The sequence below is a fragment of the Streptomyces sp. NPDC050658 genome, from assembly GCF_044457025.1.
Taxonomy (GTDB): Bacteria; Actinomycetota; Actinomycetes; order Streptomycetales; family Streptomycetaceae; genus Streptomyces.
Genome location: NZ_JBITGM010000006.1, coordinates 204375 through 216640, shown reverse-complemented (window position 1 = coordinate 216640; position 12266 = coordinate 204375). Strand labels below are relative to the sequence as shown.

Annotated in this window: 8 protein-coding genes; 1 reads left to right on the top strand and 7 read right to left on the bottom strand. The window is 68.9% G+C overall.

Annotated elements, in window-relative coordinates:
* Nucleotides 1–23 precede the first annotated feature (23 nt).
* The 3 genes from ACIBKX_RS22250 to ACIBKX_RS22240 form a co-directional block, all read right to left on the bottom strand.
* On the bottom strand, nt 24–1736 hold the full coding sequence (locus tag ACIBKX_RS22250; RefSeq protein ID WP_363270327.1) for a protein kinase family protein: 1713 nt from the start codon (nt 1734–1736) through the stop codon (nt 24–26).
* Nucleotides 1737–1854: 118 nt separating this feature from the next.
* The gene (murJ, locus tag ACIBKX_RS22245; protein ID WP_363270328.1) at nt 1855–4122 is read right to left on the bottom strand and encodes a murein biosynthesis integral membrane protein MurJ; all 2268 of its coding nucleotides are present in this window, start codon (nt 4120–4122) and stop codon (nt 1855–1857) included.
* Between the two features lie 46 nt (nt 4123–4168).
* Complete coding sequence (locus tag ACIBKX_RS22240; RefSeq protein ID WP_363270511.1) at nt 4169–6526, bottom strand: DUF6049 family protein; 2358 nt, start codon at nt 6524–6526, stop codon at nt 4169–4171.
* Between the two features lie 192 nt (nt 6527–6718).
* On the opposite strand from ACIBKX_RS22240, the gene ACIBKX_RS22235 reads away from it, so the two are divergent.
* A complete protein-coding gene (locus ACIBKX_RS22235) occupies nt 6719–8161 on the top strand; it encodes a CCA tRNA nucleotidyltransferase (RefSeq protein WP_363270329.1) in 1443 nt (480 codons plus the stop codon).
* 113 nt (nt 8162–8274) lie between these two features.
* Here the strand turns inward: ACIBKX_RS22235 and ACIBKX_RS22230 are convergent, their stop codons facing one another.
* The 4 genes from ACIBKX_RS22230 to ACIBKX_RS22215 all read right to left on the bottom strand — a co-directional run bounded on the left by ACIBKX_RS22230 (nt 8275) and on the right by ACIBKX_RS22215 (nt 12020).
* Nucleotides 8275–8742 carry a hypothetical protein gene (locus tag ACIBKX_RS22230; protein ID WP_363270330.1) on the bottom strand — a complete coding sequence of 156 codons (468 nt, stop codon included), beginning with the start codon at nt 8740–8742 and terminating at the stop codon, nt 8275–8277.
* A gap of 114 nt (nt 8743–8856) precedes the next feature.
* Entirely contained in the window at nt 8857–10113 is a 1257-nt protein-coding gene (locus ACIBKX_RS22225; RefSeq protein ID WP_363270331.1) for an MFS transporter, read from the bottom strand.
* Nucleotides 10114–10191: 78 nt separating this feature from the next.
* On the bottom strand, nt 10192–11274 hold the full coding sequence (locus tag ACIBKX_RS22220; RefSeq protein WP_363270332.1) for an inositol-3-phosphate synthase: 1083 nt from the start codon (nt 11272–11274) through the stop codon (nt 10192–10194).
* A gap of 59 nt (nt 11275–11333) precedes the next feature.
* Nucleotides 11334–12020 carry a helix-turn-helix transcriptional regulator gene (locus ACIBKX_RS22215; RefSeq protein WP_363270333.1) on the bottom strand — a complete coding sequence of 229 codons (687 nt, stop codon included), beginning with the start codon at nt 12018–12020 and terminating at the stop codon, nt 11334–11336.
* Between the last annotated feature and the right edge of the window lie 246 nt (nt 12021–12266).

Sequence of the window (12266 nt, the reverse complement as noted above, 5' to 3'; positions counted from 1 at the left end):
CTTCCCCCGGTGAGCCCCGTCCCTCAGTCCGTGAACTTCACGTCCGTGATGGCCTGCTTGTACCCCGCGCGGCTGTACTCATCACCGGGCGAGTTCGGAACATCGGTCAGCCAGACCAGCACGTACCGAGTGCTGACCGGCTTCTCCGCCCTGACCTTCGCCGTCTGGCCGGTCGTCTTGTCGGCCCCGATCTCCTTCATCGAGCTCAGCGGCGTCGACGAGGACATCGAGTCCGTGGCGTACAGCTTGACCGTCGTGTGGTCACCGGCATAGCGGAGGCCGATGGACGCGGTCGACACGTCCTGCTCCTTGCCGAGGTCGTAGACGATGCCGACGCCGGGCTTGTAGGGCGCGAGCCGGGGACCGTCTATGAAGCTGTTGGTCCGCCAGTACGTGGAGCCGTCGCCGTCGTAGGTCTTGGCGACGCCCTCCGGGTTCTGCGCCTGGCCCTCCGCGACGTACTCGTCCGCGTCCTGGATCTTGAGCGGATTCCCGGACTTCGGCTTGTTCTTGTCGCCGCCGCCGTCGGAGGTGTCCGAGCTGCCGGGGTCGTCGTTCTTCCCCCGGTCCATGAGCGCGTCCGCCAGCTGCCAGCTGCCGAGCCCCAGGGCCGCGATGAGTAGAGCGGACACGGCCCACTTGAGGGCCTTGCCCGTACGGCTCTGCAGCGGGGGCGGCGGCGTCGGCACCGGCTGGGTGACGCCGGGACGGGCCGCGGGGCGGCCGTACGTGCCCTGCTGGTAGGTCGTGCGCTGGTACTCGGGTGGCGCGGTGAATGCGGGCTCCGGAGGGCGGATGCGGGGCATCTCGCCGATGGCCTTCACCAGCTCCTCCGGCGTCGTGCACGGAGGCTCCTGGCGGGATGCGGTCGCACCCTCGTTGACGAGCGCGCGCATCGCGAGCTCCGAGAGGCCCCTGTGCACGCCGGCACGGACCTGGTCGGGGGCGATGAGGCCCACGCCCTTGGGCAGCCCGGAGAGGCCGTACGCGTCGTCCTCATAGGGCCAGCGCTGCGTCAGCGAGGCGTACAGCAGCGCGCCGACCGCCTCGGTGTCCGTGCGCTGGGGGGTGTCGGAGCTGATGCCCCGCAGCGCCGCGTTCACGGCGAGGCCGCGGATGCGGTACTGGCCGGTCGACGTCCGCAGGACCGCGCTCGGCGTCAGCCGCAGATGCGCGAGGCCCTCACGGTGGGCGGCGGCCATGGCCTGGGAGACCTGGCTGACGAGCTGGTACGCGTCGTGCGCCTCCAGCGGGCCCGCAGCGAGGAGCGCGGTCAGCTCCGTGGCGTCGGGCAGCCACTCGTGGACGACGTAGACGAGGTCGTTCTCCTCGACCGCGTCCAGGACATGGACGAAGCGGGGGTCACCGAGCAGCGCCGACGAGCGGGCCGCGGCGAGCACCGAGCGTGCCCGCGGATGGTCGGCGGGCAGCAGATGTACGCCGACGGCCCGGCGGAGCTTTTCGTCCACCGCGCGCCAGCTGCTGAAACCGTCCAGACGGGTGACGCACTCTTCGAGTCGATAGCGTCTGGCGAGCTTGTGGCCGCTGTGCAGCTCGGGGGGTGATGCCGCCCCGGAGCTCGTTGGCTCGCCGGTCTCTGCTGCGCCTTCTTCTGCCGTTTCCCGCTCCCGGGTCTGGGCCACCCCGTCGGCCGTGGCCTGCTCCGCCTTCGCGGTCAGCGGCTCATCGCCGCTGTTGTCTGCCACGTCGACGGCAGCCGTGCTCCGTTCCGCCACCGTCGTTCCTGCCTCCCCATCCATTGCGCTTCGTCAGACGCCAAAGCCAATTGTGCCCACAGTCCGGCGCTATGCACGACACGCGGTGGCCGGTGATGGTTGTGCGAACCCCGCGAAGTCACCGCCCGAGCCGGCCGCGGACCATGCCGACCATGGAGTTGAGCTCCGCGATACGCATCTTTCGGGCGGCGACGAAGAAGACGACCCCAAGGACGATTCCACCGACGACCAGTGCGACCAGGGAGCTGAACGCCCCGGTGCCCATGGCCTTCAGGATGGCGAAACCGACGGCGCCGCCGACGAGGGCGGCCGGGATCGAGGCGCCGAAGAGCCGGGTGTACGTCCGCGCCACCTGGGCGCCGTCCAGATCGCCGCCCAGCCGCGTCCGCAGCCGGCGCCAGGCCACGCCGACGCCCACCGCATAGGCGAGACCGTAGGAGGCCGCCATGCCGACCACAGCCCACCGGGCGGGCAGCACGAAGAAGCACAGTGCGGAGGCCGCCGCGTTGACGGCGGCCACGATGACCGTGTTGTAGAAGGGCGTGCGCGTGTCCTCGTAGGCGTAGAAGCCGCGCAGGACCACGTACTGGACCGAGTACGGGATGAGGCCGAGCCCGAAAGCCATCAGGGTGTAGCCGATGTTCTGCGCGCCCGAGCCGGAGCCCGCGTACAGCAGGGTGGCCATCGGCACGCCGAGGGCGAGGAAGGCGAAGGCGCAGGGCACGATCGCCACGGCCGACGTGCGCAGGCCGTAGGAGATGTCGTCGCGGACCGCGGCCGGGTCACCGTCGTTGGCCGAGCGGGAGATGCGGGGCAGGACGGCGGTCATCACGGAAACCGTGATGATGGCCTGCGGCATCTGCCACAGGAGCAGCGCGTAGTTGTACGCGGTGATGCCGGTGCCGGAGTGGCCCTGTTCCGTGGCCGTCGTGCCGGCGCTCGTCGCGAGCTGGGTGACGACGACCATGCCGATCTGGTTGGCGAGGACGAAGAAGAACGTCCACTTCGCGAGCCGGGCGGCCTTGCCCAGGCCGTGCCCGCGCCAGTCGAACCGGAGCCGGAGCTTGAACCCGGCCTCGCGCAGGTACGGGAGCATGGCCAGCGCCTGCACGACGAGGCCGAGCAGGGTGCCGAGGCCCAGCAGGCGCACGCCTTCCGGCGTGATGTTGGAGGGGGCGACCCCCGACTCGGTGAAGCCGCCGAAGGCCCAGATGAAGGCGCCGAAGGTGGCGATCACGACGATGTTGTTGAGGACCGGGGTCCACATCATCGCGCCGAAGCGACCGCGGGCGTTGAGGATCTGCCCGAGTACGACATGCACGCCCATGAAGAACATCGTCGGGATGCAGAAGCGCGCGAAGGTGACGGTGACTTCCATGCGGACGGGGTCGTCCGCGATCGTCGGCGACATCATGCGCACGAACATCGGCGCCGCCACCACACAGATGACGGTGACACCGGCGAGCAGCACCATGACCAGGGTGAGCAGCCGGTTGGCGTATCCCTCGCCCCCGTCGTCGTCCTTCTTCATGGCGCGTACGAGCTGCGGGATGAACACGGCGTTCAGGGCGCCGCCGCCGACGAGGACGTAGATCATCGTCGGCAGCGTGTTCGCGACCTGGTAGGAGTCGTTGAGCAGACCGACGCCGATCGCGGCGGCCATGACCAGCGTGCGCAGGAATCCGGTGAGCCGGGAGACGATCGTGCCCGCGGCCATCAGGGCACTCGACTTCAGCAGGCTCGAAGCCCTGCCTCCGCCGCTCGACTTCGGCGCCGGTGCGGGAGCCGGTGGTGGTGCCGCCGGGGCCGGGACCGCCGGGGGCTGGGGAGGCTGGTGGGGGCCCTGCTGTTGGTAGCCGTTGCCCGGGGCGTAGCCGTCCTGGGGGTAGCCGCCACCCTGCTGCTGGTAGGCGGTGCCCTGGTGCTCGCGGTAGCCGCCGGGCTGCTGGTCGCGGAAGAGGTGGGCGAAGGCGTCCGGCTCGTGGTGCTCCTCGCCGGCCTGGGTGACCAGGTCGTCGACGCCCACGAACTGGGTCGTACGGGCGTCGTCGCCGTACGGGAGATGCCGGGTCGGGCCGTCCGGCTCGGGAGCCGGGGTCTGGGCCCACACACGGGGGTCCGGCGCGTGCTGCGGGGAGGGCGGCTGAGCGTAGAGCGGCTGGGGGTCCTGGTAGTAGCCGGGCGGCGGCGGGGGGTGCGCGGCACGGTCGTACAGCGCCTCGGTCACCGGGTCCTGGGCGCTGAGATCCTGCGCGCGGTAGGGGTCCTGGTCGTAGGCGTCCTGGAGGTATCCGTCCGGGGCCGGCTGCGGTGGCAGCTGCTCGCCCCCCGGGGGCCCCGAGCCACCCGCGCCCTGGCCACGGTCACCGTCGTACGGCGCGTTCATGGATACCCCACCTCATCGTCCCCGGGCCCACCGGCCACGACATCGCTCAACGATCCACTCTCTCACCCGTGTCCGACGGGTCGGTGCTTTCCGGAGCGGTGTCCGGGGTCGGGTCACTCGGCTGCTCGGGGTCGTCCGGCCCGGACGCGGTGCCGGCGTCGCCGTCCGGACCCTGGTCGGGACCGTCCGACGAGGCCTCCTCGGCCTGTTTCCGGGCGGCACGCTTGCGCTGCGTGTACATCCGGAACCCGGCGAGGACGAGGAGCAGGACGCCGCCCGCGATGACCAGCATCACAGTGAGGGTGATCTCGGTGACGTTGACGTCGAAGCGCACGGCGTCGCCGTACGGCTGCCCGTCCTCGGTGTAGAGCTGGGCATAGACCGGCACGGGACCGTTGGCGTTGGCGGTGGTCGTGAACTTCACCGACTGGGCGTGGCCACCGGAGATCTTGACCGGCTGCTCCGCGTAGGGACCGTCGTCGATCTTCAGACGCGTGGGGTTCTCCGACGTCAGCCGCAGCACCAGATGGTCGACGCCCTGGACCAGGTTGTTCTGCACTGTCACGGGGATCGTCGCGCTGCGCCCGGAGAGCTTCGCGTCGGACTTCTTGATCAGCGAGACCTGCTCGACGAGCGTGGTCAGATAGCTCTGCACGCCGCGGCGGAACCCGTCCGCCTCGCTGGCCCTGCCCCGCCACGACGTGGACATCTCACGGTCTATGGCCCGCCCGAAGGGCGTGATCACCCGGTCGGGCTCGCTGAGGATCGTCTTGAAGCGGTTGAGCTTGCTCTGCGTGTTCTGGATGTCCTGGAACGCCGACTTCGGCAGCTCCTGCTTGCGCAGCGACGCCGGGTAGGCGCCGGCCGACGGCACGCGGGTGGTGGCCCCGGGGTCCGGCTTGGCCTTCGCCGCCGCCGTCAGGTCCTGCGGCTCCGACCAGCGCTCGTCCGAGAGGGCGGTCAGCGCCTTCGCCATCGACTGGGCCTGGCTGGTGGTCGGCATGCGCTGCGGGGCGACGACGATGTTGCGCTGCTTCTCGGGGTCCTGAAGCGTGATCATCAGGCTCTGTGCGAGGAACTTCTGCACGGCGAGCGTGGAGTCCTCGGCCTGCGTCATGTCGCCCTGGAAGGCGGTGGAGAGACCGGCGTCGGCCACCACGGCCGTCGTGCCGCCGCCGATGGGCCGGGCGGCGTTGGGCGTGTACAGCAGCCCGCCGGTCTCCCGCAGGCTGTCGCTGCGCGCGATCACGTTGTGGGCGCCCGCGGAGGTGGAGACATCGACGATGGACGGGTCGAGCGCGCCGTCGACAGGCCACGAGAAGTCGGACCGCGGCTTGACGTGGAGGATGATCTCCACGGCCTCGGCGCCCACATCGGTGGCGTCCTTGAGCTGGCCGAGGGAGCCGGTCACCGTCTTGCCGTTGTGGGCGAGCGAGGCGAGGTCAGGGTCGGCGAAGGGCAGCGCGACGACCTTCTTGCCCTGCACGGTCTGCTCGAGGTCGTTGAGCCACTCCTTGGCGACCGCCTGGTGGCGGCCCGCCGTGGTCGACTCGCCGTCGGCGGAGCGCACCCGGTAGTTCCGCGTCATCGCGTCCACCGTGGCCAGCAGGTCGGGGTCGACGACCCAGGTGACGTCGAGCTTGCGGCCCAGCGACAGCATCTGCTCGAGGCGACCGCCAGGAGCGAGCTCCTTGGCCAGGTCGTCGTCGGTGAAGACGGGCGTCTGCTGCTCGTCCGAACCGGTCTCCGCTGTGAGGTGCGAGGTGGAGATGAGCGGCCACAGATAGGTCGTCTTGGTCTTCGTGTCGGTGGCCTCTTCCTGCCACGGCAGGAAGGTCCGCTCGAAGCCCAGCACCTGGGGCCACGGCTGGGCCGCGGTCCGGCCGGTGAGGGAGACGCCGAGCTGATAGACGCCGTCGGCGCCGAGGTTCAGTTGCTTCACCGGGACGGAGATGCTGAAGTCCTGGCGGACGCCGGGGGCCAGCCGGGAGATCTTCTCGACGTACTTGCCGCCGACCTCCGTGCCGTCGGCTCCGGCCTGGTAGCCCTTGCGCTTGGCGGCGGCGTCGATCTGGCTGCGACCGTTCAGGGGCTGCCCGAGGCGCAGTCCGACCTGGGCTCCGGTCACCGCCTGCTTGCCGTTGTTGGTCACCGTGCCCGAGACCGTGACGGTGTCGCCCGGGGTCGGGGCGGTGGGTGTGAGCGAGTTCAGGGAGACGTCGACGGTGCTCGAACCGTTGGCCTTGGCCGCCGCGTCCGGCACGGCGGCATGCGCGGTCGGCTCCGCCGGGAGCTGCAGCATCCCGGTCAGCAAAGGGACTCCAGCCAGCAGCGCTGCCGTACGCCGCAGCCACCGGCGGGCAGGTGAGGGACTGGTCCCCGGGAAGTCTGCCGCCTCGGCCACGCGTTGCCCGTCCTCGTCGTCGTCAGTGGTCGTCGGTTGTGCGTCCACGCATGGTAACGAGGTGCGCTGTGGCGAAGTGCCGCGGACTGCTCCACATGATCGGAAGACCTGGCCGGGAGGGGCGCGCGGGCCGGGGCGCCGCCCGGAAAACGGGGCGGCCGGGGGTGCTCGGGGCACGTACCCTTTTCTGTTGTGCCGAACGCCAATGAAGAGAATCCCAGCGCACTGAGCCAGGTGCAGCGCCGTGCGGTCAGTGAACTACTGCGCGTGTCCCCTGTCGCGGACGACCTTGCCCGCCGTTTCCAGGAGGCCGGGTTCTCCCTTGCCCTGGTCGGTGGCTCGGTCAGAGACGCGCTCCTTGGCCGGCTCGGCAATGACCTGGACTTCACGACCGATGCCCGCCCCGAGGACGTACTGAAGATCGTCAGGCCGTGGGCGGACTCGGTGTGGGAGGTGGGGATCGCCTTCGGCACGGTGGGCAGCCAGAAGGACGGCTACCAAATTGAGGTCACGACGTACCGCTCGGAGGCGTACGACAGGACCTCGCGCAAGCCTGAGGTGTCCTACGGCGACTCCATCGAGGACGACCTCGTACGCCGTGATTTCACCGTGAACGCGATGGCGGTGGCGCTCCCGGAGAAGGAGTTCATCGACCCGCACGGCGGCCTTGAGGACCTGTCGGAGCGCGTTCTGCGTACTCCTGGCACTCCTGAGGACTCCTTCTCCGACGACCCGCTGCGGATGATGCGGGCGGCGCGATTCGCCGCGCAGCTGGACTTTGAGGTGGCCCCGGAGGTCATCTCCGCGATGAAGGCGATGGCCGAGCGCATCGACATCGTCTCGGCGGAGCGTGTCCGTGACGAACTGAACAAGCTGATCCTCTCGCCGCACCCGGCGAAGGGACTGGCTCTACTTGTCGACACGGGCATCGCCGAGCGGGTGCTTCCCGAGCTTCCGGCGCTGCGGCTGGAGCGTGACGAGCACCACCGGCACAAGGACGTCTACGACCACACGCTGATCGTCCTTGAGCAGGCGATGGAGCTGGAGGAGGACGGCCCGGACCTCACGCTGCGGCTCGCGGCCCTCCTGCACGACATCGGGAAGCCGCGGACGCGGCGCTTCGAGGACGACGGCCGGGTCTCCTTCCACCACCACGAGGTGGTGGGCGCCAAGATGACCAAGAAGCGGATGACGGAGCTCAAGTACTCGAATGAGCTCGTGAAGGACGTCTCCCGCCTGGTAGAGCTGCACCTGCGCTTCCACGGCTACGGCACGGGCGAGTGGACGGACTCGGCGGTCCGCCGCTACGTACGCGACGCCGGCCCGCTGCTGTCCCGGCTGCACAAGCTGACCCGGTCCGACTGCACGACGCGCAACAAGCGCAAGGCGAATGCGCTCTCGCGCGCGTACGACGGCCTGGAGGAGCGCATCGCGCGGCTTCAGGAGCAGGAGGAGCTGGACTCGATCCGTCCGGACCTGGACGGCAACGAGATCATGCAGGTCCTGGACGTCCGCCCGGGCCCTGCCATCGGCCGGGCCTACAAGTTCCTGCTGGAGCTGCGGCTGGAGAACGGGCCGATGGAGCGGGATGCTGCGGTGGCGGCGCTCAAGGAGTGGTGGGCCGCGCAGAGCTGATATGGAGTTCGGTGCGACGTTTCACGTGAAACATCGCCCGGATCCGGACATGCGAAAGGGGCACTGTTTCACGTGAAACAGTGCCCCTTTTCGTATCTGCCGTGTGCTGCGGCTTACTTCGACTGCTTCAGGCAGAGCACCACGTCGTGGCCGCCACCGGTCTGGTAGTAAGAGACCTCGGTCCCCTTGACCGTGTCGCACTTGCTGACGCTGCTGGTGTCGTCGAACTTCTCGATGACCTCGAACTCGGAGTCGCTCGAGGAGCAGTCGACGTTCTTCAGGTCGGGCTGCGACTGCGTGCCCGTGTTCTTCAGGCAGTCACCGACAGCGGTGCTCTCGGCGTCGCTCTTGCCGAGCTGGAACTTGACGACGGCGATGATGATGCCGACGACGATCACGGCGCCGATGCGCAGGAGGAGCTTCTTGCCGCGCCCACCGCCGCTCGGAGCGGCCGGAGGGGGCACCGGCGCACCCTGGTTGTACGGCGGGTACGGCTGCGGAGCGACGGGATGCGTCGGCTGACCGGGGTGCGGCTGCACGCCCTGGCCGTACGGATTCTGGCCCTGGGGCGGAGTAGTCACTTTGGGGGTCCCCCTCGAACGAGAGCGCGATGGCGCGGATACGACGTCCGTAAGTTATAGGTGCGCAGTGACATCTCTGAAGTCCAGAGGGGCTCTGTGGCACTGATGTGACACTTACTGCGCGTCAAACCTGGCCATAGCGGCAGCAATCGCTGCGTAGATAACGGCGACCGTGACCACCAGTGGAATCGACCGTCCGTCAGGCGGCAGCATCAGTGCGGCTACTCCCGCGGCGGCGACGAAAGCGACGTTGAACAGGACGTCGTAGACGGAGAAGATCCGGCCACGGAAGCTGTCGTCCACCTCCGACTGCACCACCGTGTCCGTGGCGATCTTCGCTCCCTGGGTCGTCAGACCGAGCAGGAACGCGGCGAGCAGGAGCGGGGCGGGCTCGAAGGGGAGGCCCAGTGCCGGTTCCAGGACCGCCGCTGCCCCCGCGCAGGCGATGATCCAGCCGGAGGCCCCCAGCCGGTTCACCGCGGACGGCGTCACCACGGCCGCCATGAAGAAGCCCGCTCCGGAGATGCCCACGGCGAGCCCCAGCAGGGCGAGCCCATCGGACTCCGATGAGGACCAGGCGTACCGGCAGAGCATCAGGACCATGACCGACAGCGCGCCGTAGCAGAACCGCATGAGCGTCATGGCGAAGAGCGCGTGGGCGGCGGGGCGCCGCTGCGACAGGTGCCGCACGCCGGCCAGCAGGTCGCGCGCCGTACCGGAGAGGGCGGCCCCGAGGCGCGGCTGGACCAACTCGGGGTCCGGGCCCAGGAGCTCACGCGCCATGCGCAGCGAGGCGAGAGCCGCACAGAGGTACAGGGCGGCGCCGAGGAGGACGACGGCCGCGTCCGAGTCGGAGACGACGAGGCGCAGGACGAACGCGAGGCCGCCGCCCGCGGTGGCGGCGAGCGTCCCCGCGGTCGGCGAGAGGGAGTTGGCCATCACCAGGCGGTCGGCGTCCACGACACGCGGCAGCGCCGCCGAGAGCCCGGCGAGGACGAAGCGGTTGACGGCCGTGACGCAAAGCGCGGAGGCGTAGAAGAGCCAGTCGGGGACGCCGCTCAGCATCAGCACCGCGGTCACCGAGGCCAGTGCCGCCCGCAGCAGATTGCCGTACAGGAAGACCTGGCGACGCGGCCAGCGGTCGAGCAGCACGCCCGCGAAGGGGCCGATCAGGGAGTACGGCAGGAGCAGCACGGCCATCGCGGAGGCGATCGCGGCCGGCGAGGTCTGCTTCTCCGGCGAGAAGACGACGTACGTCGCGAGGGCGACCTGATAGACGCCGTCCGCGCCCTGGGAGATCAGCCGTACGGCGAGCAGGCGTCGGAAGTCCCGCAGGCGCAGCAGTATGCGCAGGTCACCGACGACACCCATGGGGCACAGCCTCACATATGAGAAGGGTCCCCGGGCGGATTGCCCGGGGACCCTCAACAGCTGTTCGAGCGAACTGCTTTAGCGCTCGACCTCGCCCTTGATGAACTTCTCGACGTTGGCGTACGCCTCGTCGTCGAAGTACTGGACCGGCGGGGACTTCATGAAGTACGAGGACGCGGAGAGGATCGGGCCGCCGATGCCCCGGTCCTTGGCGATCTTCGCGGCGCGCAGGGCGTCGATGATGACACCGGCCGAGTTCGGGGAGTCCCAGACCTCGAGCTTGTACTCCAGGTTCAGCGGGACGTCGCCGAAGGCACGGCCCTCGAGGCGGACGTACGCCCACTTGCGGTCGTCGAGCCAGGCCACGTAGTCCGACGGGCCGATGTGGACGTTCTTCTCGCCCAGCTCGCGGTCCGGGATCTGCGAGGTGACGGCCTGCGTCTTCGAGATCTTCTTGGACTCGAGGCGGTCGCGCTCAAGCATGTTCTTGAAGTCCATGTTGCCGCCGACGTTGAGCTGCATGGTGCGCTCAAGACGGACACCACGGTCCTCGAACAGCTTCGCCATGACGCGGTGCGTGATGGTGGCACCGACCTGCGACTTGATGTCGTCGCCGACGATGGGGACGCCCGCCTCGGTGAACTTGTCCGCCCACTCCTTGGTGCCGGCGATGAAGACCGGGAGAGCGTTGACGAAGGCGACCTTGGCGTCGATGGCGCACTGCGCGTAGAACTTCGCGGCGTCCTCGGAGCCCACGGGCAGGTAGCAGACGAGGACGTCGACCTGCTTGTCCTTGAGGATCTGGACGATGTCGACGGGGGCCTCGGCGGACTCCTCGATCGTCTGGCGGTAGTACTTGCCCAGGCCGTCGTGGGTGTGGCCGCGCTGGACGGTCACGCCCTTGTTCGGCACGTCGCAGATCTTGATGGTGTTGTTCTCGCTGGCGCCGATGGCGTCCGACAGGTCGAGGCCGACCTTCTTGGCGTCGACGTCGAAGGCGGCGACGAACTCGACGTCACCGACGTGGTAGTCGCCGAACTGGACGTGCATCAGGCCCGGGACCTTGGTGTCCGGGTCTGCGTCCTTGTAGTACTCGACGCCCTGGACCAGCGAGGCGGCGCAGTTGCCCACGCCGACGATGGCTACGCGAACCGAACCCATTCCGGTTGCTCCCTGTGTGATCTCGGTAATCCGGATGAAACCCCGCGGAACGCTGGGTCTCACTTGGTGGGGTCATCGGACGGATCCGGCGGCGGGTCGTTCTCCCGCCGCCGGGGCAGGTCCGCCGACTCCCCAGATGTGCTGTTCTGCTGAGCGGAGCCGTCCGGAGCGGACCGTTGCTGGTCCCGCCCCGCACGCTCGCTCTCGATGAGCTCGTTCAGCCAGCGCACTTCGCGCTCCACGGACTCCATTCCGTGCCGCTGCAGCTCAAGCGTGTAGTCGTCCAGGCGCTCCCGGGTACGGGCCAGGGAGGCGCGCATCTTCTCCAGGCGCTCCTCGAGACGGCTGCGACGCCCCTCGAGCACCCGCATGCGTACGTCCCGCGAGGTCTGCCCGAAGAAGGCGAAGCGGGCGGCGAAGTGCTCGTCCTCGTACGCGTCGGGGCCGGTCTGGGAGAGCAGCTCCTCGAAGTGCTCCTTACCTTCCGCCGTCAACCGATAGACGATCTTGGCGCGGCGCCCGGAGAGGGGAGCCGTGAGCGCGTCTTCGGGGGTGTTCCCCGATTCCTCGATCAACCAGCCGTTGGCGACCAGCGTCTTGAGGCAGGGGTAGAGCGTCCCGTAACTGAAGGCGCGGAACACTCCCAGTGACGTATTGAGTCGTTTCCGCAGCTCGTAGCCGTGCATCGGGGACTCGCGCAGCAGGCCGAGCACGGCGAACTCGAGGATGCCGGAGCGTCTGCTCATCGTCGCCTCCCGTCTGCCAGTGTCTGCCCGCACGGTCTTTATGTCGAGCTGATGTATCGACTCGATACATCGAGACGATAGAACGGCCTCCCGGTGGAGACAAGAGGGGAAACGGTGAACGGCGTCACATCACCGATTCGTAGGAAGTAACTTGCCTGATTTGGGGTGAACTTCGGCTCTACGAGGGTTTTGACGGTGCGTAGTCTGTGCGCCATGCAGACCGCCGGGAACCAAGTGACGCGTGAG

Coding starts and splice junctions, on each gene's coding strand:
- murJ (WP_363270328.1), bottom strand. CDS start 4,122: ATGAACGCGCCGTACGACGGTGACCGTGGCCAGGGCGCGGGTGGCTCG.
- ACIBKX_RS22225 (WP_363270331.1), bottom strand. CDS start 10,113: ATGGGTGTCGTCGGTGACCTGCGCATACTGCTGCGCCTGCGGGACTTC.
- ACIBKX_RS22220 (WP_363270332.1), bottom strand. CDS start 11,274: ATGGGTTCGGTTCGCGTAGCCATCGTCGGCGTGGGCAACTGCGCCGCC.
- ACIBKX_RS22215 (WP_363270333.1), bottom strand. CDS start 12,020: ATGAGCAGACGCTCCGGCATCCTCGAGTTCGCCGTGCTCGGCCTGCTG.